Below are 20,172 nucleotides of genomic sequence, written 5' to 3' on the forward strand. Positions count from 1 at the left end.
CGACATACGATCGCCGCGCGGACAACAACGTCCGCGCGGTCTCCCACTATCAAAGAGGGCGATGACATGCCTGTCTATATTGGCAAGCGGCTTCTGGTCGCGATCCCGACGCTGTTGATCATTTCGATCTTCGTGTTTTCGCTGCAGAAACTTCTGCCGGGCGACCCCATTCTCGCCATGGCGGGTGAAGAGCGCGATCCGGCGACACTCGCGTTCCTGCGCGAAAAATATCACCTCAACGATCCCGTGATCATGCAGTATTTCTCATGGCTCGGCAGCATGTTGATGGGTGACTTCGGGATTTCGCTGCGCACCAACCAGCCCGTTCTCGAGCTGATCGGCCAGAAACTGCCGGTCACCATCCAGCTTGCCGTGATGGCGATGATTTTTGCTCTGGTGATCGGTATTCCGACCGGCATCCTGGCAGCCGTCTACAAGAACCGGGCAATCGACTACATCGCCAATATCGTGGCGCTTTCCGGCCTGTCGGTGCCGAATTTCTGGCTCGGTATCATGCTGATCCTGCTGATCTCGGTGCAACTCGGCTGGCTGCCTGCGTCCGGTTACGAATCGATCTTTGTCGATCCGGTGCGCTCGATTAAAACCATGATCATGCCGGCCTTCGTTTTGTCGACGGCCCTTGCCGCACAGCTGATGCGCCACACGCGCTCCGCCATGCTCGGCGTGCTGAGTTCCGACTATATCCGCACCGCCCGTGCAAAAGGTCTTTCGCCCCGCGAGGTCATTCTCAGCCACACGTTCCGCAACGCGCTTCTGCCGATCATCACGCTTTCGGCGCTGCTGTTCGGTGAACTGCTGGCCGGCGCCGTGCTGACCGAGCAGATCTTCACCATTCCCGGCTTCGGCAAGATGACCGTCGATGCCGTCTTTACCCGCGATTACGCCGTCGTACAGGGCATCGTCATGTGTACGGCCATCGGTTTCATCGTCATGAACCTCATCGCCGACGTGCTCTACGTCCTTCTCAATCCGCGTCTGAGGGCAACGCTATGACCGTGATCGAACAGACCGCTCCGATTTTGAAGCCGCGTGAAAAAAGCCGGGCATGGCGTAAGATGAAGGCCAACCGTGGTTCGCTGGTCGGCCTGGGGATCATCGCCTTTTTCGCCATCCTCGCCATCGCGGCACCGATCCTGCCGATCCCCGATCCGATCGCCACCAGCTGGGGGGCGATCCGCAAGGCGCCGTCTGCTGCCCATTGGCTCGGTACCGACGATCTCGGCCGTGACATCCTCTCCCGTATGATCTGGGGTGCACGCGCCTCGCTGATGGCCGGTGTCGTCTCGGTCGCCATCGCCGTTGCCATCGGCGTGCCCTTCGGTCTGCTCTCCGGTTACTTTGGCGGCTGGGTCGATCAGGTCATCCAGCGCGTCACTGAAGCGCTGCTGGCCATGCCGTTCCTGATCACGGCAATCGCGCTTGCAGCCTTCCTCGGCCCGAGCCTCACCAATGCGATGATTGCCATCGGCCTGTCGGCAATGCCGATCTTCGTGCGGCTGACCCGTGGCCAGGTTTTGGCCGTCAAGACGGAAGACTATGTCGAGGGCGCGCGTTCGGTCGGTCTCGGCCATGTCGACATCATGACGCGCTACATCCTGCCCAACGTCTTTGCGCCGATCATCGTGCAGGCCACACTGACGGTGGCGACCGCCATCATTGCCGAAGCCTCTCTCTCCTTCCTCGGTCTTGGTCAGCAGGCACCGGCACCCTCCTGGGGTTCGATGCTCAATGTCGCCAAGAACTTTTTGAGCCAGGCGCCATGGATGGCGATGTGGCCGGGCGCGGCGATCTTCCTCGTCGTAATTGGTTTCAATCTTCTCGGCGACGGTCTGCGCGATGCGCTCGACCCGCGTGAAAGCTAATCTCTCAAGGAATGCAAGCATGAGTGACTTTACGACGAGACCCGAAATCCTCGGCACGTTCGGTGTCGTGACTTCCACACACTGGATCGCCTCCGCTGTGGGCATGGCCATCCTGGAAAAGGGCGGCAACGCCTTTGACGCCGCCGTCGCGACCGGTTTCGTGCTGCAGGTTGTCGAGCCGCATCTCTGCGGCCCCGGCGGCGACATGCCGGCGATCATCTATTCGACGAAGAAGGACAAGGTCGAGGTCATCTGCGCGCAGGGGCCGGCGCCGGCTGGCGCCACAATCGAACACTACACGTCGGAAGGCCTGAAGCTCATCCCCGGCGATGGCCTTCTCTCCACCGTCATTCCCGGCGCCTTCGATGGCTGGATGCTGATGTTGCGCGACTACGGCACGATGTCCGTTCGCGACGTGCTGGAGCCGGCGATCTATTATTGCGAACACGGTCATCCGGTGCTGCCGCGCGTCTCGGCCACCATCAAGGGCCTTGCCGAATTTTTCCAGAAGGAATGGCCGACCTCTTACGAGACATGGCTGCCGGGCGGTTCCGCGCCTGAGCCGCATTCGAACTTCAAGAACCCGGTGCTTGCCGAAACCTGGAAGCGCATCATCCGCGAATCCGAGGCTGCGACCGGCCGCGAGGCGCAGGTTGATGCAGCACGCGACGCTTTCTATCGTGGCTTTGTTGCTGAAGCGATCGAGGATTTTCTGAAGACCGCCGAAGTGATGGATGCCAGCGGCATAAAGCACAAGGGTGTGCTGACCGCCGCCGACATGGCCGACTGGAGCGCCACGATCGAAGCGCCGCAGACCTACGATTATCACGACTGGACCGTGGCCAAGACGCCGAGCTGGGGGCAGGGCCCGGTTCTCCTGCAGTCGCTGGCGCTGCTCTCCAAGATCGACCTGGCATCGATGGATCCGACCGGCCCGGAATTCGTGCATACCGTCGTCGAGGCGATGAAGCTCGCTTATGCCGACCGTGAAGTCTATTACGGCGACCCGGAATTCGCGCAGGTGCCGATCCAGACGCTGCTGTCGGACGCCTATAACGACGAGCGCCGCAAGCTGATCGGCGCAGAAGCGTCTTACGAACTGCGTCCCGGCAAGCTTCCCGGCTTCGAAAACCAGCACGACCTCACCATGTCGATGCTGGCAAGCTATAGCGGCAAGGGCGCCGTCTATGAGCCGACCATGGCGCATCTTTCCGAAAAGCGCGGCGATACCGTGCATATCGACGTCATCGACCGTTGGGGCAACATGGTCTCGACCACGCCGTCCGGCGGCTGGCTGCAGTCCTCGCCGATCGTGCCGGGTCTCGGTTTCGCCCTCAACTCTCGTGCGCAGATGTTCTGGCTGAAGGAAGGCCTGCCGACCTCGCTGGCACCGGGCCGTCGTCCGCGCACCACGCTGACGCCGTCTCTGGCGCTGCATCAGGGCCGCCCGACGCTTGCCTTCGGCACGCCCGGCGGCGACCAGCAGGACCAGTGGCAGCTGCCGTTCTTCCTGCGCTACGTGCACCACGGCAAGAACCTGCAGGCGACGATCGACATGCCGCTGTTCCACACCACCCATTTTCCGGGTTCGTTTTATCCGCGCACCAGCCAGCCGGGCAATATCATGGTGGAAGCCAATGTCGGCGAGGCGGCGCTTGGCGACCTGCGCAAGCGTGGTCACGATGTCACCGTCTCGGATGCCTGGACGGTCGGCCGCCTGACCGCCGCCAAGCGCGAGGCCGATGGCCTGCTGAAGGCAGCGGCGACGCCGCGCCTGATGCAAGCCTACGCGATCGGACGCTAAAACCATGACGTGGTCGATCGTTGCACGCGAAGCTGAGACGGGTCATTTCGGCATTGCCGTTGCCAGCCGGTTCTTTTCGGTTGGTTCGGCCGTGCCGCATCTCCGCGGCAGTATCGGCGCGATCGCCACGCAGGCTTTTGTCAGCCCGCTTTACGGTACGGACGGCCTGAAAATGCTGGCGGAGGGTTTGGCACCCGACGCCATCATCAGCGCACTGACGCAGCGTGATGATGGCCATCAACAGCGGCAGATGCATCTGATCGATAGAGACGGCCGCAATGCCGCCTTCACCGGTGAAAAATGCATCGACTGGGCCGGGCATCTAGTCGAGGACGGCGTGTCCGTGGCCGGCAACATGCTGGCCGGGCCGCATGTCATCGAAGAGACGATGCGCGTTTACCGCGAAGGGGCGGGCAAGCCGCTGGCCGAACGCCTGCTCGATGCCATGGATGCCGGCGAACAGGCCGGCGGCGACAAGCGCGGCAAACAGTCGGCAGCGCTCGTTCTTTACCGTGATCAGGATTACCCCTGGCTCGACATTCGCGCCGACGACCATACCGATCCGCTTGCCGAATTGCGGCGGCTGCTGGCCGTTGCGCATGAACGTTTCCTGCATGTCGCTGAGACCATGCCGACACGCAACAATCCTCACGGTCTGACCGACCGGACCGAAATCGACCGCAAGATTGCGGCGCTGGAAGCGGAACGCGTGGCCAAGGGCCTGCCATCCGCCTCCTTCGCAACTCCATGGAAGCCCCTATGACCAACGCTCCCGTTCTGTCCGTCCGCAATCTCTCCACCTCGTTCAAGACCGGCGATGGCTGGAAGACCGTCGTTCGCGACATTTCCTTCGACGTGCATGCCGGTGAAACGGTCGCCATCGTTGGTGAATCCGGCTCGGGCAAATCCGTCACCTCGCTGTCGATCATGCGTCTGCTGGCGCAGGGCTCGAGCAAGATCGAGGGCGAGGTTCTGCTGAACGGCCAGAACATTCTGGCGCTCTCGGAAAAGGAAATGCGCGGCGTGCGCGGCAATGATGTCGCGATGATCTTTCAGGAGCCGATGACCTCGTTGAACCCGATCTTTACGATCGGTCGGCAGATTTCCGAGGTTCTCATCCGCCACAAGGGCATGAACCAGAGCGAGGCGCGCGCCGAGACGGTGCGGCTGCTGGAAAAGGTGCGCATCCCGAACGCTTCGTCGCGTTTCGACGAATATCCGCACCAGTTTTCCGGCGGCATGCGCCAGCGCGTGATGATTGCCATGGCATTGGCCTCCAAGCCAAAACTCCTGATCGCGGACGAGCCGACGACCGCACTCGACGTCACCATTCAGGGGCAAATCCTCGACCTCATCAAGATCCTGCAGGAAGAGGAGGGCATGTCCGTTCTGTTCATCACCCACGATATGGGCGTCGTCGCCGAGATTGCTGACCGCACGATCGTGATGTTTCGTGGCGATCAGGTCGAAGCCGGCGCCACCGAAGACATCTTTCTCCGCGGCCAGCATCCGTATACGCGGGCGCTTTTGTCGGCCGTACCGAAACTCGGATCGATGGAAGGACGCAAGCGCCCGACACGTTTTCCGATCGTCGATGTGAAGACGGGAGAGGCGGCCGAGCCGATCGAATTGTCCGACACGGTCGGCAAGGGCAAGACGCCGCTTCTGGCGGTCAAGAACCTCATTACCCGCTTTCCCGTGCGCTCCGGCCTGTTTTCGCGCCAGACCGGCGCGGTGCATGCGGTGGAAAATGTCTCGTTCGACCTGTTCAAGGGCGAGACATTGTCGCTGGTGGGGGAGAGCGGTTGCGGCAAGTCCACAACCGGTCGTTCGATCATGCGTTTGATCGAGCCCACCAGCGGCGAAGTGTCACTGGACGGTTACGACGTCATGCGGCTGGACCCGGTCGGGCTGCGGCAGTTGCGCAAGAGCGTGCAGATGATCTTCCAGGATCCGTTCTCGTCGCTCAACCCGCGCATGAGCGTCGGCTCGGCGATTTCCGAGCCGTTCATCAAGCACAGGCTCGGCACCGCCAAACAGGCCAAGGAAAAGACCGCCGATCTGCTGGAAAAGGTTGGCCTGTCGCCGGATATGGCGGATCGTTATCCGCACGAATTTTCCGGCGGCCAGCGCCAGCGTATCGCCATTGCCCGCGCGCTCTCGCTCGATCCGAAAGTGATCGTGGCCGATGAAAGCGTGTCGGCGCTCGACGTGTCGATCAAGGCGCAGGTCTGCAATCTGATGCTGGATCTGCAGCAGAGCCTCGACATCGCTTTCCTGTTCATCAGCCACGATATGGCGGTCGTCGAACGTGTGAGCCACCGCGTCGCCGTGATGTATCTGGGCGAAATCGTCGAGATCGGGCCGCGTGCCTCGGTGTTCGAGAACCCGCAGCATCCCTATACAAAGAAGCTGATGGCGGCGGTGCCGGTGCCGGATCCGGCGCGTCGCGGCATTCGCCGTGGCATCACCAATGAAGAACTGAAAAGCCCGGTGCGCGGCATGGATTACCAGCCGCCGGTTCGCGAATATCGCGAAGTGTCGGAAGGCCATATGGTGCAGGTGGGGTAACCGGACGGTCAGTTCTTCCGCCGTTTTTCACTGAGAAAGGCCCTGATGCGCTCCGCGTCAGCGGCCGTTGCCGGCGTAAAGATCATCAGGCCAAGATCCTGCCTGCCATCGACGGCGAAGGATGAATATTCGAGTGACAGGTCGCCGGCTGCGGCATGGCGCATGCGTTTGAGACCTTCGCCGTAGTTCTGCAGATCGTAATCGCTCCAGATCGCTGCAAATTCCGGGCTGGCAGCACTCATCTCCTCGACCATGGCCTGCACCGCCTGCATGCTGCCGGTCCGCATCGCTTCCGCCCGAAAAGCCGCCACGGCGTTGCGGGCAGTTGTCTCCCAGTCGATCGCCCGATTGCGGCTGTCGGGATTGCAAAACACCAGTTTCAGGATGTTGCGCTGCTCGGCAGGCAATGTCGCATAGTCGTAGAGAATGGCGGCAGCGGCATCGTTCCAGGCAACGACATCCCAAAGCGCGGTGCGCACCAGTGCCGGCGAAAATTCCATCGAATCGAGAACGCGCTGCAATTGCGCGGAGACCGGCTCCAATGGCCGTTGCCGCAGCGCCGGCAATCTATGCTGGGCGAGCAGGAACAGATGGTCACGTTCGACGCCGCTCATCGCCAGCGCCTTGGCCAGCCGATCGAGCACATCAGCCGAGGGTGCGCCACCACGACCCTGTTCCAGCCATGTATACCAGGTGGCACTGACATTGGCGCGCTGGGCGACTTCTTCGCGGCGTAGGCCGGGTGTGCGCCGGCGCGAAGCGACAATTCCGAAATCGGCCGGATCGAGTTTCGCTCGGCGATCGCGCAGATAGTCACCAAGCAGATTGTCGTCCTGCACTGTCTCTGTTCCGGGCATGAGCGTCAGCCTGTTAGTTGTGATACCGGTATAAGGTCACGGCTTTTAACACCTGACCCATGGCTCTAGTTGAAGCCGATCAACAGCGAGCATGAGGTTTCATATGCGTGTCTTTGTTACGGGTGCAACGGGTTTTGTCGGTTCGGCCGTCGTGCGGGATCTTCTGGATGCCGGACATGAGGTTCTGGGGCTGGCCCGTTCCGATGCTGGGGCCATACAGCTTGAGGCAGCGGGTGCGCAGGTTCACCGTGGTTCGCTGGATGACCATGCCAGCCTGCGGGCCGGTGCGGCAAAGGCGGATGGTGTCATCCATACCGGCTTCAACCACGATTTTTCCAAATTCAAGGAAAACTGCGAGGCGGATCGGCGGGTGATCACCGCACTGGCGGATGAACTTGCCGGATCGGATCGTCCCCTGCTGGTGACCTCGGGCACCGGGCTTCTGCAGCTTGGCCGGCCATCGACGGAAGACGATTTGCCGAATGCGGACGCCTCCGTCATTCCGCGGGCCGCCTCCGACGAAGCGACGGCGGCCGCCGCCGAACGTGGCGTCCGCGCCGCCATCGTCCGCCTGCCGCCATCGGTGCACGGGGTCGGCGACCATGGTTTCGTGCCCCTGCTGATCAATCTGGCGCGCGAAAAAGGCGTTGCCGCCTATATCGGCGAAGGTCAGAACCGTTGGCCGGCCGTGCACCGCATCGATGCCGCGCGCGTTTATCGGCTGGCGCTGGAGCATGGTGCAACGGAACCGCGCTATCATGCATCGGCGGAGGAAGGCATTCCGTTCCGCCAGATTGCCGAGATCATCGGCAGGCGCCTGAACCTGCCGGTCGTCTCAAGATCGGGTGACGAGGCCGCGAGCCATTTCGGCTGGTTCACGCATTTTGCAGGCATGGATTCTCCGACATCGAGTGCAAAGACCGCAGCCTGGCTTGGATGGAAACCGACCCAGCCGGGCCTGCTCGTCGATCTCGATCAGGATGCCTATTTCACCGGCTGACGATATGCGGGCGGACGGTCAGATCAGCCTCAAACCCTTGAGGCTGGCATGGCCGTCCTTGCCGATGATGATGTGGTCATGCACCGCAATGCCGAGCGGTTTTGCGGTGTCGATGATCGTTTTGGTCATGTCGATATCGGCGCGGGACGGTGTCGGATCGCCACTCGGATGGTTGTGGACAAGGATCATGGCGGTAGCGGAGAGTTCCAGTGCGCGCCGCACCACTTCGCGCGGATAGACCGGCGTGTGATCGACCGTGCCCTTGCCCTGGATTTCATCGGCGATCAGGGTATTGCGCTTGTCGAGGAAGAGGATGCGAAACTGCTCGCGGCTTTCGAAGGCCATGGCGGCATGACAGTAGTCGATCACCGACGACCATGAGGACAGTACCTGCTTCTCACGCAGCTCGCTTTTCAGCATGCGCTGGCCGGCTGTGGCGACCAGTTTCAGGTCCAGCGCCACATTCTCGCCGATGCCCTTTATCTCCTGCAGCAGTCCAAGCGGTGCTCCCAGCACACCGGCAAGCGTGCCGAACCGCGCGATCAGGATTTTGGCGAGCGGTTTTGTATCGCGTCTCGGGATAGAGCGGAAAAGCAGCAGTTCGAGGATTTCATAATCGGCAAGCGACGTGTCGCCATGGTCGCGGTATTTTTCGCGCAGCCGTTCCCGGTGTCCGAGATAATGGGCGGGCGGCTCCGTCACGCCGCTCGCCTCGATGGCTTTCTTGATGTTGTCGCGCTTGCCCGGTTGCTCGGAAAAGAAGCCGCGTTCGTCGACAAAACCTCCGTCCGCCTCCGCCTTGTCTGCGGAATTTTCACCGTCAGGATAAGGGAAGGCGGGAGGTTTAGCCATATCAGCCCTTTATTGGTGGCAGGCCGGGGCGATCGAGGCCGCCCGGCGACAGCGTGAAGATTTCGCAGCCGGTGGCGGTGACGCCGACGGCGTGTTCGTATTGTGCCGACAGAGAGCGGTCGCGGGTGACGGCGGTCCAGCCATCGGCCAGAACCTTTACATGCGGCTTGCCGAGATTGATCATCGGCTCGATGGTGAAGATCATGCCCTCGCGCATTTCCGGGCCTTCGTCGGCGCGGCCGTAATGCAGGATGTTCGGCGTATCGTGAAAGATCTTGCCGACACCATGGCCGCAGAAATCACGCACGACGGAGCAGCGCTGCGCTTCGGCATAGGTCTGGATGGCTTCACCGATGGCGCCGATACGGGCGCCGGGGCGTACGGCGGCAATACCGCGCATCAAACATTCATGGGTGACTTCCAGCAGCCGCTCGGAGGCGCGCTTGATCTGGCCGACCGGATACATGCGGCTCGAATCGCCGTACCAGCCATCGAGAATATAGGTGACGTCGATGTTGACTATATCGCCCTCGCGCAACGGCTTGTCATCCGGCATGCCGTGACAGACGACATGGTTGAGCGACGTGCAGACGGAATATTTGTAGCCGCGATAACCGAGCGTGGCCGGCAGCGCGCCGTTATCCATGCCGAATTCGAAGACGAAACGGTCGAGCGCACTGGTTGTAACGCCGGGTTTGACCAGCGACGCCAGTTCATCGAGGCAGCGCGCGGTCAGTTGCGACGCCTTGCGCATGCCAGCGAAATCCTCGGCTGAATAAAGCCGGATCGCGCCGTTGTTCTTCAAGGGTGCGGAATCCGCGTCGATGTAACTTACCATTGCCGTGCCTTCATACCATTTCCACCCGTTCATAAAGGAGGTGGGCGGGGTTCGTCCATTACCTTGATTTTGGGGGATGCGGATTTGTAGTGGCAATCTGATGGCCGCATCGCCGGACAGGACTTTCATCCCGCTTGTTCGAGTGCTATTTAAGGTGCTCTTAAATGTGCGGAGAATAGAGCGATGGTCAGTATTGTCCTTGCCGAGGTCACGGCCAGTGTTTCGGAACTGAAGCGCAATCCGATGGGAACCGTTGCCGCTGGCGATGGCGCCCCCGTTGCCATCCTCAATCGCAATGAGCCGGCATTCTATTGCATTCCGGCCAAGGCTTATGAGGTGATGATGGACCGTCTTGAAGACCTGGAATTGAATGCGATTGCCGACGAAAGGGCGGGCGAGCCGGTGATCAAGGTCAGTCTGGATGAGCTATGAACTGGCCTTTCTCGATCCAGCCTTGAAGGAATGGCGAAAGCTCGACGCCAATATCCGTGAGCAATTCAGGAAGAAGCTGGCCGAGCGATTGGAAAATCCGCGCGTGCCATCAGCAAGGCTGCATGGAGCGCGGGATCGGTACAAGATCAAGCTGAGGACGGCGGGATACCGGCTGGTTTATGAAGTGCGGGATGCGCAACTGGTTGTGCTGGTGGTGGCGGTTGGCCGACGCGACAAAAACGCTGCCTATCGCGCCGCGGCCGATCGTTAGGCCAAATCTTCCACTTCGATGAGTCTCGTTGCGGTAATCGCTTGCGGTGAAACCTCGCAGGCCAGCGCATAGGCCTCAACGCCTCGCGCCGCCGCACGCTTGAAAGCGGCGGCATAAACCGGGTCGAGATCGCCACAGATGCGCAAGGCATCGCAATCGTTGCGCTGGATCACGTAGAGCATCACAGCGCGGTGGCCGGCTTGCGCCATGTCGCCGAGCTCGTCCAGATGGCGGGCGCCGCGTATGGTGGCCGTGTCTGGAAATTCGGCAAGACCTTGTGTGCGCATGAAATGCACGTTCTTGACCTCGACATAACAATCCGGCCGCCCTTCGCCCGACAGCAGAAAATCGATGCGCGATTTCAGCCCGTATTTCTGTTCGCGCTTCAGCAGATCGTAACCGGCAAGGGTGGGCACGATGCCGGCAAGGATGGCTTCTTCCGCGAGCTTGTTGGGCAGGCCGGTATTGATGCCGACTGTGGTGCCGTCTGCTTCGATCATCTCGAACATGTGACGATATTTGCGGGTGGGGCTGTCGTGCTCTGACAACCAGATGCGTGAGCCGGGTGTCGTCAGGCCGCGCATCGAGCCGGTATTGGGGCAGGAGCCGGTGATTGTGCGGCCGTCTTCCAGCACGGCGTCGAACAGGAAACGTTTGTAGCGGCTGATCAGCGTGGCCGGCACGAGGGGTGAGGAAAAATGCATTTTTTGAAAGGGCTTAGCTTCGCACGAGAACGTAAGTGCCGGGCGCATCGCCCAGCGGCTTCAGCTTGTCGCCGCCCGGTTGGCGTGCCGGCACGTGGGCGTCGTCCTGCGCGGTAATCCAGGCGTGCCAGTGTGGCCACCATGATCCGTCTTCGGGATAGGCGGCGGAAAGCCAGTCGTCGAACGTGCCGGACAGCGGCGCGCCGGACCAGTATTGATATTTCTGGCGCTCGGGCGGGTTGACCACGCCGGCGATGTGGCCGGAAGCCGCCAGCACGAATTCGGTCGGGCCGCCGAACAATGCGCTGCCCTTGAAAACGGATTTTGCCGGCGCGATGTGATCCTCGCGGGTGGCGAGGCTGTAGACCGGAATCTTGATGTCGGACAGCGCGATCGTCTTGCCCGCCACTTCCATCCGCCCCTGGCTCAGCGCGTTTTCGAGATAGCAGCTGCGCAGGTAATAGGCGTGGTTGGCCGGTGTCATGCGGGTCGAATCGGCATTCCAGTGCAACAGGTCGAAGGGCAGGGGATCGCGACCCTTGAGATAGTTGCTGACGACGTAAGGCCAGATCAGTTCGGAGGCGCGCAGCATGTTGAAGGCCGTCGCCATTTTCGAACCGGCGAGGTAACCGACATCGGCCATGTGTTTTTCAAGAATGGCCAGCTGTTCCTCGTCGACAAACACTTTCAGATCGCCGGCATGAGTGAAATCCACCTGCGCGGCCAGAAACGTGGCGGAAACGATACGCGGCTGACGCGACCTTGGTTTGTTGCTGGACTGGGCATGCAAGGCCAGCGCCGTGGCCAGCAATGTGCCGCCGACGCAATAACCGATGGCATTGATATCGCGTTCGCCGGTGGCGCTGTTGATCGTCTTCAGCGCAAAATCGATACCGTCTTCTATGTAGCTTTCCCAGCCCATCTTTGCATGCTGCGCATCCGGGTTGACCCAGGAAACGACAAAGACGGTGTGGCCCTGCTCGACGCACCAGCGGATAAAGCTTTTCTGCGGCGTCAGGTCGAGAATGTAGAACTTGTTGATCCAGGGCGGCACGATCAGCAATGGCCGCTTGAATACTTTTTCCGTGGTCGGCGCATATTGGAGTATTTCGCAGATCTCGCTGCGTGCCACGACCTTGCCAGGCGTGATCGCCAGATCCTTGCCGATGACATAGCGGCTTTCATCCGTTTGTCGCAGCTTCAGTTCGCCACCGCCGGCGGCGATGTCCTCGGCCAGCCTGCGCATACCCTGCACGAGGTTGATGCCGCTCGAGGCGACCGTTTCGCGAAACACTTCGGGGTTGGTGAGTGCGAAATTGGCGGGCGAAAGCGCTGCCGTTACCTGACGCAGATAGAAATCGGCCTTGTGGCGGGTGTGTTCGTCGAGATCCTGCGCCTGCTTCACCAGCTGTTCGGCCCACGCGGCGGTGACGACATAGGCCTGCCGCAAAACCGCGAAGAACGGATTTTTCGACCAGTCCTCGTCAGCGAATCGTTTGTCTTTGGGCAGGTCGGGTTCCGGCGGAACAGGCTCACCGGAAAAACGGGCGACGGAGCGCGACCATATGCTCATGTAGCTGGAAAGAAGCAGGGTCTGCGCTTCCAGCGTCCGCTGCGGTTCCGCCATCCAGTATTCGGCCACTTTCGACAGCGTTTTGACGAGATCGGTCAGCGGATCGAGCGTATCCACAAGCTCGCCACGTTCGCGCGGCCCCAGCCATTCCGTCGCGGCCTTGCCGAAATTTTCGGCGGCGCGGGCGAGGTTCATGGCGAGAGCATGCGGATCCTTGACCAGATAGTCTTCCACGGACGCGGGATCAAAGCCGGGGAAAGCCTGGCTTTTTTCACTGCCGGTCTGGTCTTTTTTTGCGCTCACGCTGGCCGTCCGGTCTGTGTTGAATTAAAGTCCGTTTTCGTTTGTACATGGTGCTCGAAAGCGAATACAAGTCCGGCGATTGGCGTTCGCCAACGGACGTTTCGATAAAAGGTGGACGCAGGGAATGGAAAAAATGAGGCACGGGTTCGGCAGACTGTCTTTTGTGGCTGTCCTGATTGCCATTCCGGCAGGCTTGTCCGGCTGCTTTGCGCTGGATGACGGCATTCCCAACACGGCACCGCAGGCCACCGTGGTTTCATCGAGCAACGTTCCGGCGCCAGGGCCGGTGCTCCGCAAGCAGACCAATACCTATCCGACTTTTGGCGGTCAGTTGACGGCTGCCAACACCCAGATCGACGATGCCGATTATACCACGCAGGAATCGCAGATGTCGCGACTGGCGAAGGCGCGCAGCAGTGGTGCGATCTCGGAGCGGGAGTACCAGAAACGCGTTGCCGAACTGCAGGCCGTCGCAACCGGTCACGTAACCGACGCTGACGCGAAAATCTCGGGCAACTAGGCTTGCGTTTGCGCCAATTTGGTCGCAAAGCACGCCTCCAGCCTGATGTGAGCCGCATTGGTTGCGGTTCAAGGCTTTTATCCTTCCAAGGGGAGAGACATGGAAGAGTTTCATAAGGTCCGGCGCCTTCCGCCCTACGTCTTCGAACAGGTCAACCGTTTGAAGGCCAGCGCACGAGCGGGTGGCGCGGACATTATCGATCTCGGCATGGGCAATCCCGACCTTCCGACGCCAAAGGCGATCGTCGACAAGCTGTGCGAAGTGGTTCAGGACCCGCGCACGCACCGTTATTCGTCGTCCAAGGGCATTCCGGGTCTGCGTCGTGCCCAGGCCGCCTATTACGCACGCCGTTTCGGCGTGAAGCTCAATCCTGATACGCAGGTTGTGGCTACGCTCGGCTCGAAGGAAGGCTTTGCCAACATGGCGCAGGCCATCACGGCGCCCGGCGATGTCATCCTTTGCCCGAACCCGACCTATCCGATCCACGCATTCGGCTTTCTGATGGCCGGTGGCGTGATCCGCTCGATGTCGGTCGAGCCGGATGAAAGCTTCTTTCCGCCGCTGGAGCGTGCGGTCAAGCATTCGATCCCGAAGCCGCTGGCCCTGATCATCAATTATCCGTCCAACCCGACGGCGCATGTCGCCTCGCTGGATTTCTACAAGGACGTGATCGCGTTCGCGAAGAAGCATGAGCTGATCGTGCTGTCGGACCTTGCCTATTCGGAAATCTATTTCGACGAGAACGCTCCGCCGCCGTCGGTGCTGGAAGTTCCGGGTGCTATCGATGTCGCCGTCGAGTTTACCTCGATGTCGAAGACGTTTTCGATGCCCGGATGGCGCATGGGCTTTGCCGTCGGCAATGATCGCCTGATCGCCGCGCTGACGCGTGTGAAATCATACCTCGATTACGGTGCGTTCACGCCGATCCAGGTCGCGGCAACGCATGCGCTCAACGGAGACGGGACCGACATTGCCGAAGTTCGCAATGTCTACAAGCGTCGTCGCGATGTGATGGTCGATACTTTTGGCAAGGCCGGTTTCGAAGTGCCGCCGCCGGCAGCGACCATGTTTGCCTGGGCAAAGATCCCGGAAAAATTCCGCCATCTCGGTTCGCTTGAATTCTCCAAGCTGCTGGTCGAGAAGGCCGATGTGGCCGTGGCGCCGGGCATTGGTTTCGGCGAGCAGGGCGACGATTACGTTCGCCTCGCACTCGTTGAAAACGAGCACCGTATCCGTCAGGCTGCCCGCAATATCAAGAAGTTCATGTCGACCGCCGACGAGACCATGCACAATGTGATCTCGCTCAACGCGCATCGCTGAGTAGACTTCTCTTCCGTGGCCGGATGATAGTTCCGGCCACCCCGCCTTTCTAAAACAAAATCAGGAAAAGACAGATGGCTGACGCCCTCAAAATCGGCATTGCGGGTCTTGGCACCGTGGGTTCGTCCCTGGTGCGCATTCTTGGCGAACGTGCAAACGAGCTCGCCAGGACATGTGGACGCCCGATTACGATTACGGCGGTCAGCGCACGCGACAAGAGCCGTGACCGCGGTGTCGATCTGTCTGCCATCCAGTGGTTCGATTCGGCTGTCGACATGGCCAATTCCGCTGATATCGACGTGTTCGTCGAGCTGATGGGCGGTGCCGAGGGCGCCGCTGACCAGTCAGTCCGTGCCGCACTCTCGCGTGGCCTGCATGTGGTGACCGCCAACAAGGCGCTTCTCGCCCGTTGCGGCGTCGAGCTTGCCGTGATGGCCGAAGACAAGGGCGCGTTGCTGAACTACGAAGCCGCCGTTGCCGGTGGTATTCCGGTCATCAAGGCGCTGCGTGAATCACTGACCGGCAACACTGTGTCGCGCGTCTACGGCATCATGAACGGCACCTGCAACTACATCCTGACCCGGATGGAGAAGGAAGGTCTTTCGTTCGAAGCCTGCCTCAAGGAAGCCCAGCGCCTCGGTTATGCAGAAGCCGATCCGACCTTCGATATCGAAGGCAACGACACGGCGCACAAGCTTGCCATCCTGACGACGCTTGCCTTCGGTACGCAGATCGCGGCTGACGAGATTTACCTCGAGGGCATTTCCAACATCTCGATCGAAGACATTCAGGCGGCGGCCGATCTCGGTTATCGCATCAAGCTGCTTGGTGTAGCCCTTCGTACCGATACCGGTATCGAGCAGCGCGTACATCCCACCATGGTGCCGCATGACAGCGTCATCGCTCAGGTGGATGGCGTCACCAATGCGGTGGCGATCGAATCCGACATTCTCGGCGAATTGCTGATGGTCGGCCCCGGCGCCGGTGGCAACGCCACGGCCTCGGCCGTTCTCGGTGACATTGCCGATATCGCCAAGAGCCGTCCGGGTGCCCAGCGTGTGCCGGTTCTCGGCAATCCGGCGGCGTCGCTTGCACCTTACACCCGCGCGCAGATGCAGAGCCATGAGGGCGGTTATTTCATCCGCCTGACCGTGCTCGACCGTGCCGGTGTTTTCGCCGATGTGGCAACGCGCATGGCAGATAACGGCATTTCGCTGGAATCGATCGTTCAGCGTGCCAAGGGTTCGGAAGCGGATTCCGGGTCGAAGACGATCATCCTCGTCACCCATGCGACAACGGAACAATCCATCCGCAAGGCGGTTGATGCTATCAAGTCCGGTACATATCTAGCCGGAGAACCGCAGGTAATCCGCATCGAGCGACCCAAAGCATTCTGATATATACTGATCCGATCACGGATAGTTTACTCTTAAAGAATGTCTGGATCTAAAGTATGAGATGCCGCCGCTGGCGGCATTTTTGCTGAGGACCTGAAATGCATTAAGTTTATTTTTGGTAATATTTTACCCGTGAAACCCTTGGGCTGGTTTTGTATTTGGGTCTGGTGTATAGAATTGAAAAAATTAAGTATGGGAGGCTCTCTGAAATGTCATTGGGTGTGGCGGAAGACCTGTCACGTTTGATCGTCGGCGCTGCAGCAGACAGGATTGCTGATATTCGACTGCTCGATGGCTGGAAGGGAAGCGAAAGTGACGACGATTTCCAGGGGACGCGCAATTGGGCGGCTCTTCTGGTTCTGTTGTCCGTGCCGGCATTTTTCGCGATGGTGATCGCGTTCCTTGTCTGGTTATTCTGACCCCTGTCGAATCTCACTGATTGCAGTTTTGGGCTCATCGGCGACGGTGTGCAGCATCGTCGTGTTCTGTTCGCGAAAATATTGTGGCTTGGCATAGGAATAGGCTAGATGGCTCTCATGAGCCCAAGCCCCATCATGCCGACCGCCTCCGAACCCGCTGATCCAATCGCGCGCGCCTTTTTAGGCGTAGAGAAATCCGCAAGCGACCAGCGCTGGATGGCGCGCCTCGATCAGGCCGGCCTCAACCGTGCTCTGGCGATGTCGCAGATCCACGGCATACCGGAACTCGTCTGCCGCGTGCTGGCCGGACGTGGTGTCGGTGTCGATGACGCGCCAGCCTTTCTCGATCCGACAATCCGCTCCCTGATGCCGGATCCCTTTACGTTGACCGACTGCGAGAAGGCGGCGGCACGTCTCGCCGATGCCGTCATGCGCGGCGAACGGGTCGCCATCTTCGGTGACTATGACGTCGACGGCGCATCATCCTCGGCGTTGATGTCGCGCTTTCTGCACCATTTTGGTCTGTCGAGCGAAATCTACATCCCCGACCGCATCTTTGAAGGGTATGGTCCCAACCCGGCGGCGATCCGCCAGCTGATCGCCAATGGCGCGCAATTGATCGTGACGGTCGACTGCGGCTCCACAAGCCACGAATCGCTTGGCGTGGCGCGCGATGAAAAATGTGATGTCGTGGTGATCGATCACCACCAGCTCGGCGAGGATCTGCCGCCATGTCTGGCGCTGGTCAATCCTAACCGCGAGGACGATCTGTCGGGGCAGGGGCATCTGTGTGCCGCCGGCGTGGTGTTCCTCGTGCTCGTGGCGACGGCGCGGATCTTGCGCGAGCGAAAACATCCGCAGGCGGGCTCGCTCGATCTGCTGGCCTGGCTCGATATCGTGGCGCTGGCGACCGTCTGCGATGTCGTGCCACTCAAGGGGCTGAACCGTGCCTATGTGGTCAAGGGGCTGCTGGCGGCGCGGCATATGGGCAATGCGGGCCTGGCGGCACTCTTCCGCAAGGCGGGGCTTGCCGGCCCCGTCACGCCGTATCATCTCGGCTTCCTGATTGGGCCGCGTATTAATGCCGGTGGACGTATCGGTGATGCGGCGCTGGGAAGCCGTCTGCTGACGCTGGACGATGGCCCGGCTGCCGATGTCATTGCCGAGCGTCTGGACGACCTCAACCGCGAACGACAGGCCATGGAAGCCGCCATGCTGGCCGAGGCCGAAGGCGAGGTGCTGGCCGAATACGGCAATGGCGACAACGCCTCCGTCATCGTCACCGCCAACCAGAACTGGCATGCCGGCATTGTCGGGTTGATCGCTGCCCGCATCAAGGAAAAATTCAAGCGGCCGACCTTCGCCATCGCCTTCGATCCGTCTGGTCGCGGAACCGGCTCTGGCCGCTCCATTCCCGGCTTCGATATGGGCAGGATGGTGCGGGCAGCCGTTGATGAAGGCCTGCTCGCCAAGGGTGGTGGCCACGCCATGGCGGCCGGCCTGACTGTCGACCGCGCCAATCTCGGCAAGCTGCGGGCATTCTTCGAGGCGCGGGCTGAAAAGGATGTGCCGGCGCTGGTGGCTAACCATGTGCTGAAGATCGACGGCGCGCTGTCGGCCTCCGGCGCGACGCTGGAGCTGATCGACCGCATGGAGCAGGCAGGGCCTTATGGTTCGGGTCACTCGCAGCCGGTGTTTGCGCTGCCGTCGCACCGAATCGTCGATTCGCGCACGGTCGGGACGTCGCATGTGAAGGTGGTTCTGGAGGCTGTCGATGGCAGTCGAATCGATGCCATCAGTTTCCGCTCTGCCGACACGCCGCTCGGGCAGATGCTGCTCAACGGGCGTGGCAGCCAGGTGCATGTGGCCGGCAACCTGAGCGCCGATCACTGGCAGTCCAGCCGCCGCGTGCAGCTGCGCATTCTGGATGCCGCAAGATCGCTCTGAGAAGGGCGATCTTTTTGCAGGAATGCTGCAACAGGACCAGCGGTTGGTCTGTCTGTTTTGCTGATGATTTTCAGGAGGGGAGTGGCACGCCCTAGGGGAGTCGAACCCCTCTTTTCAGAATGAAAATCTGACGTCCTAACCGATAGACGAAGGGCGCATGCCGTGTCCGCGTTTGCTGCGGTGGCTGCCTTATAGTCAGGGTCTTTAAATGCCGCAAGCGGTAAAATGATCATTCTGACGAATTTATTCGTAAAAATGTCATTGGCGTTGAACGGCTGTGGATGAAGGTGCGTATTTTTCGGGATTCTGCAAGGAAAACAGCTGTTTGGCACGCGCGTAAACGACAGCGTCCGGCGCTTGAAAGCCTGTTGACGAGCTGTGGAAAACAGCTTCGCGAAGAACTGGCAAAACATCATTTTAAGGGAGGGGAGTGGCACGCCCTAGGGGAGTCGAACCCCTCTTTTCAGAATGAAAATCTGACGTCCTAACCGATAGACGAAGGGCGCATGCCGTGTCCGCGTTTGCTGCGGTGGCGCCCTTATAGTCAGCAGTTTTTTTTTCCGCAAGCGCCCAATGATGATTTTTTACAAAAAAATGACGGCGCCCACAGGCGCCGTCGAGATTGCTGAAAAATATAGCGATTTCAGCCGCTTCGGGCTGGTGATCGGAACCTGCGGTTTACCAGAGGCCCGGCGCGACGGGCTGGACGGCAGGGGCGGATGGGCGCGTGGCAATGCCGGGCGGGGCATGGTTCGCCGCTGCAGCCGTGGATGCGTTGGCGCTGTCCGAATTGGCTGCCATTTGTGGTCCGCCGGCAAACAGGCCGCCGCTGGTGCCGCTGATACGGCGCACCGGCGCATAAGCGACGGCATCGGCGCTGATCGAGCCGGAGGCGCTGGAGGCTCGCGGTGCCGGTGTGGATTCGCTGGTGCCAGCAATATCGGCAGATGGTGACGCGGTCGCGGAAAAGATGCTGTTGCGGCCGGCCTGAATTCCGGTCGGCTGGGTGACGACACCGGCCATCGCCGACTCGGTCGCTTCCGGCCCGACCGGAATGGCGGCGGTGCTCGGTGCCGGCCCGGCATTTGTCGTTATAGCGCCTGCCGGACGCATGGCGGCCATGGCGCTTCGCCCTGACGCACGGAAATCACTGACGTTCTGGGTCTGGGCAGTCTGGGTCTTAGAAGGTTGGGGCTGAGCACTCTGGGCCTGGGCATTCTGGCCGGGGCGGGCGCTGACGAGCGGATCCACATAGGCGGTTGCGCCGTGTTGATCGCGCGGCGGCTGTTTGGCAGCCGTTGCCTGCTGCATCGCCTCGATAGCCGATGCCGGCCGCGGGCTGGAAGCGGTGGCCACTGCCGCCTCCGGTTTTTTCGACGTCAGCGAACAACCGGAGACCGCGAGGGCAAGAATGGTCAGGGATGCCGGAAGGACGCCCCTGGTTTTGAAGGTGGACGAACCGGACACCGGCATTCCCCGCT

At 60.7% G+C, this 20,172-nt stretch carries 19 protein-coding genes and 2 tRNA genes; 13 read left to right on the forward strand and 8 right to left on the reverse strand.

The window, feature by feature from the left end:
* The first annotated feature begins 66 nt into the window (after positions 1–66).
* From EDF70_RS11545 to EDF70_RS11565, 5 genes are read left to right on the forward strand one after another with little or no spacing between them, the layout of a single operon-like run.
* A complete protein-coding gene (locus EDF70_RS11545; RefSeq protein ID WP_132273443.1) occupies positions 67–1,014 on the forward strand; it encodes an ABC transporter permease in 948 nt (315 codons plus the stop codon).
* Complete coding sequence (locus tag EDF70_RS11550) at positions 1,011–1,883, forward strand: ABC transporter permease (RefSeq protein ID WP_132273444.1); 873 nt, start codon at positions 1,011–1,013, stop codon at positions 1,881–1,883. Before EDF70_RS11545 ends, EDF70_RS11550 begins: the two co-directional genes overlap by 4 nt.
* A gap of 19 nt (positions 1,884–1,902) precedes the next feature.
* A complete protein-coding gene (locus EDF70_RS11555; RefSeq protein ID WP_132273445.1) occupies positions 1,903–3,687 on the forward strand; it encodes a gamma-glutamyltransferase family protein in 1,785 nt (594 codons plus the stop codon).
* Positions 3,688–3,691: 4 nt separating this feature from the next.
* Entirely contained in the window at positions 3,692–4,450 is a 759-nt protein-coding gene (locus EDF70_RS11560) for a DUF1028 domain-containing protein (protein WP_132273446.1), read from the forward strand.
* Positions 4,447–6,258, forward strand: coding sequence for an ABC transporter ATP-binding protein (locus EDF70_RS11565; protein ID WP_132273447.1), 1,812 nt, complete (start codon positions 4,447–4,449; stop codon positions 6,256–6,258). The genes EDF70_RS11560 and EDF70_RS11565 overlap by 4 nt, the downstream gene beginning before the upstream one ends.
* Positions 6,259–6,266: 8 nt before the next feature.
* Here EDF70_RS11565 and EDF70_RS11570 read toward each other — a convergent pair whose 3' ends face one another.
* Positions 6,267–7,115: a helix-turn-helix transcriptional regulator gene (locus EDF70_RS11570; protein ID WP_132273448.1), complete on the reverse strand. Its 849-nt coding sequence runs from the start codon at positions 7,113–7,115 to the stop codon at positions 6,267–6,269.
* Between the two features lie 103 nt (positions 7,116–7,218).
* On the opposite strand from EDF70_RS11570, the gene EDF70_RS11575 reads away from it, so the two are divergent.
* On the forward strand, positions 7,219–8,115 hold the full coding sequence (locus EDF70_RS11575; protein WP_132273449.1) for an SDR family oxidoreductase: 897 nt from the start codon (positions 7,219–7,221) through the stop codon (positions 8,113–8,115).
* 18 nt (positions 8,116–8,133) lie between these two features.
* Here EDF70_RS11575 and radC read toward each other — a convergent pair whose 3' ends face one another.
* Both radC and map read right to left on the reverse strand, forming a co-directional pair.
* The gene (gene radC, locus EDF70_RS11580; protein ID WP_132273450.1) at positions 8,134–8,967 is read right to left on the reverse strand and encodes a DNA repair protein RadC; all 834 of its coding nucleotides are present in this window, start codon (positions 8,965–8,967) and stop codon (positions 8,134–8,136) included.
* Between the two features lies 1 nt (position 8,968).
* Positions 8,969–9,805, reverse strand: coding sequence for a type I methionyl aminopeptidase (map, locus tag EDF70_RS11585; protein ID WP_132273451.1), 837 nt, complete (start codon positions 9,803–9,805; stop codon positions 8,969–8,971).
* Positions 9,806–9,988: 183 nt separating this feature from the next.
* Between map and EDF70_RS11590 the strand changes: the two genes are divergently transcribed.
* The gene (locus tag EDF70_RS11590; protein WP_132273452.1) at positions 9,989–10,237 is read left to right on the forward strand and encodes a type II toxin-antitoxin system Phd/YefM family antitoxin; all 249 of its coding nucleotides are present in this window, start codon (positions 9,989–9,991) and stop codon (positions 10,235–10,237) included.
* The gene (locus tag EDF70_RS11595) at positions 10,227–10,508 is read left to right on the forward strand and encodes a type II toxin-antitoxin system RelE/ParE family toxin (protein WP_132273453.1); all 282 of its coding nucleotides are present in this window, start codon (positions 10,227–10,229) and stop codon (positions 10,506–10,508) included. The genes EDF70_RS11590 and EDF70_RS11595 overlap by 11 nt, the downstream gene beginning before the upstream one ends.
* On the opposite strand, the gene sfsA is transcribed toward EDF70_RS11595, so the two are convergent.
* Together sfsA and phaC are read right to left on the reverse strand one after the other, a co-directional pair.
* Positions 10,505–11,212 (reverse strand): DNA/RNA nuclease SfsA, encoded by a 708-nt coding sequence (gene sfsA, locus EDF70_RS11600; RefSeq protein WP_132273454.1) that lies wholly within the window; start codon positions 11,210–11,212, stop codon positions 10,505–10,507. The two genes, EDF70_RS11595 and sfsA, sit on opposite strands and share 4 nt — an antisense overlap.
* A 13-nt stretch (positions 11,213–11,225) precedes the next feature.
* Positions 11,226–13,088, reverse strand: a complete 1,863-nt coding sequence (phaC, locus tag EDF70_RS11605; protein WP_132273455.1) for a class I poly(R)-hydroxyalkanoic acid synthase — start codon at positions 13,086–13,088, stop codon at positions 11,226–11,228.
* Between the two features lie 124 nt (positions 13,089–13,212).
* Here phaC and EDF70_RS11610 point away from each other — a divergent pair, with 124 nt between their 5' ends.
* The 5 genes from EDF70_RS11610 to recJ all read left to right on the forward strand — a co-directional run bounded on the left by EDF70_RS11610 (position 13,213) and on the right by recJ (position 18,691).
* Complete coding sequence (locus tag EDF70_RS11610; RefSeq protein ID WP_132273456.1) at positions 13,213–13,608, forward strand: hypothetical protein; 396 nt, start codon at positions 13,213–13,215, stop codon at positions 13,606–13,608.
* A gap of 99 nt (positions 13,609–13,707) precedes the next feature.
* Positions 13,708–14,928 carry an LL-diaminopimelate aminotransferase gene (locus tag EDF70_RS11615; protein ID WP_132273457.1) on the forward strand — a complete coding sequence of 407 codons (1,221 nt, stop codon included), beginning with the start codon at positions 13,708–13,710 and terminating at the stop codon, positions 14,926–14,928.
* A gap of 74 nt (positions 14,929–15,002) precedes the next feature.
* Positions 15,003–16,325 carry a homoserine dehydrogenase gene (locus EDF70_RS11620; RefSeq protein WP_132273458.1) on the forward strand — a complete coding sequence of 441 codons (1,323 nt, stop codon included), beginning with the start codon at positions 15,003–15,005 and terminating at the stop codon, positions 16,323–16,325.
* Between the two features lie 209 nt (positions 16,326–16,534).
* On the forward strand, positions 16,535–16,744 hold the full coding sequence (locus EDF70_RS11625) for a hypothetical protein (protein WP_132273459.1): 210 nt from the start codon (positions 16,535–16,537) through the stop codon (positions 16,742–16,744).
* Positions 16,745–16,861: 117 nt separating this feature from the next.
* Positions 16,862–18,691 (forward strand): single-stranded-DNA-specific exonuclease RecJ, encoded by a 1,830-nt coding sequence (gene recJ, locus EDF70_RS11630; protein WP_245519149.1) that lies wholly within the window; start codon positions 16,862–16,864, stop codon positions 18,689–18,691.
* Between the two features lie 82 nt (positions 18,692–18,773).
* On the opposite strand, the gene EDF70_RS11635 is transcribed toward recJ, so the two are convergent.
* The 3 genes from EDF70_RS11635 to EDF70_RS11645 all read right to left on the reverse strand — a co-directional run bounded on the left by EDF70_RS11635 (position 18,774) and on the right by EDF70_RS11645 (position 20,164).
* Positions 18,774–18,848: transfer RNA gene (locus EDF70_RS11635), tRNA-Glu, on the reverse strand.
* A gap of 274 nt (positions 18,849–19,122) precedes the next feature.
* Positions 19,123–19,197 (reverse strand) — tRNA-Glu (locus EDF70_RS11640).
* Positions 19,198–19,369: 172 nt separating this feature from the next.
* Positions 19,370–20,164 (reverse strand): hypothetical protein, encoded by a 795-nt coding sequence (locus tag EDF70_RS11645; protein ID WP_132273460.1) that lies wholly within the window; start codon positions 20,162–20,164, stop codon positions 19,370–19,372.
* Positions 20,165–20,172: the final 8 nt, after the last annotated feature.

It is taken from the genome of Neorhizobium sp. JUb45 (assembly GCF_004343585.1).
GTDB lineage: Bacteria > Pseudomonadota > Alphaproteobacteria > Rhizobiales > Rhizobiaceae > Neorhizobium.

Coding starts and splice junctions, on each gene's coding strand:
- EDF70_RS11565 (WP_132273447.1), top strand. CDS start 4,447: ATGACCAACGCTCCCGTTCTGTCCGTCCGCAATCTCTCCACCTCGTTC.
- EDF70_RS11595 (WP_132273453.1), top strand. CDS start 10,227: ATGAGCTATGAACTGGCCTTTCTCGATCCAGCCTTGAAGGAATGGCGA.
- sfsA (WP_132273454.1), bottom strand. CDS start 11,212: ATGCATTTTTCCTCACCCCTCGTGCCGGCCACGCTGATCAGCCGCTAC.
- map (WP_132273451.1), bottom strand. CDS start 9,805: ATGGTAAGTTACATCGACGCGGATTCCGCACCCTTGAAGAACAACGGC.
- EDF70_RS11615 (WP_132273457.1), top strand. CDS start 13,708: ATGGAAGAGTTTCATAAGGTCCGGCGCCTTCCGCCCTACGTCTTCGAA.
- EDF70_RS11545 (WP_132273443.1), top strand. CDS start 67: ATGCCTGTCTATATTGGCAAGCGGCTTCTGGTCGCGATCCCGACGCTG.
- EDF70_RS11575 (WP_132273449.1), top strand. CDS start 7,219: ATGCGTGTCTTTGTTACGGGTGCAACGGGTTTTGTCGGTTCGGCCGTC.
- EDF70_RS11625 (WP_132273459.1), top strand. CDS start 16,535: ATGTCATTGGGTGTGGCGGAAGACCTGTCACGTTTGATCGTCGGCGCT.
- EDF70_RS11570 (WP_132273448.1), bottom strand. CDS start 7,115: ATGCCCGGAACAGAGACAGTGCAGGACGACAATCTGCTTGGTGACTAT.
- recJ (WP_245519149.1), top strand. CDS start 16,862: ATGAGCCCAAGCCCCATCATGCCGACCGCCTCCGAACCCGCTGATCCA.
- EDF70_RS11590 (WP_132273452.1), top strand. CDS start 9,989: ATGGTCAGTATTGTCCTTGCCGAGGTCACGGCCAGTGTTTCGGAACTG.
- EDF70_RS11620 (WP_132273458.1), top strand. CDS start 15,003: ATGGCTGACGCCCTCAAAATCGGCATTGCGGGTCTTGGCACCGTGGGT.
- EDF70_RS11610 (WP_132273456.1), top strand. CDS start 13,213: ATGGAAAAAATGAGGCACGGGTTCGGCAGACTGTCTTTTGTGGCTGTC.
- EDF70_RS11645 (WP_132273460.1), bottom strand. CDS start 20,164: ATGCCGGTGTCCGGTTCGTCCACCTTCAAAACCAGGGGCGTCCTTCCG.
- EDF70_RS11550 (WP_132273444.1), top strand. CDS start 1,011: ATGACCGTGATCGAACAGACCGCTCCGATTTTGAAGCCGCGTGAAAAA.
- EDF70_RS11555 (WP_132273445.1), top strand. CDS start 1,903: ATGAGTGACTTTACGACGAGACCCGAAATCCTCGGCACGTTCGGTGTC.
- radC (WP_132273450.1), bottom strand. CDS start 8,967: ATGGCTAAACCTCCCGCCTTCCCTTATCCTGACGGTGAAAATTCCGCA.
- EDF70_RS11560 (WP_132273446.1), top strand. CDS start 3,692: ATGACGTGGTCGATCGTTGCACGCGAAGCTGAGACGGGTCATTTCGGC.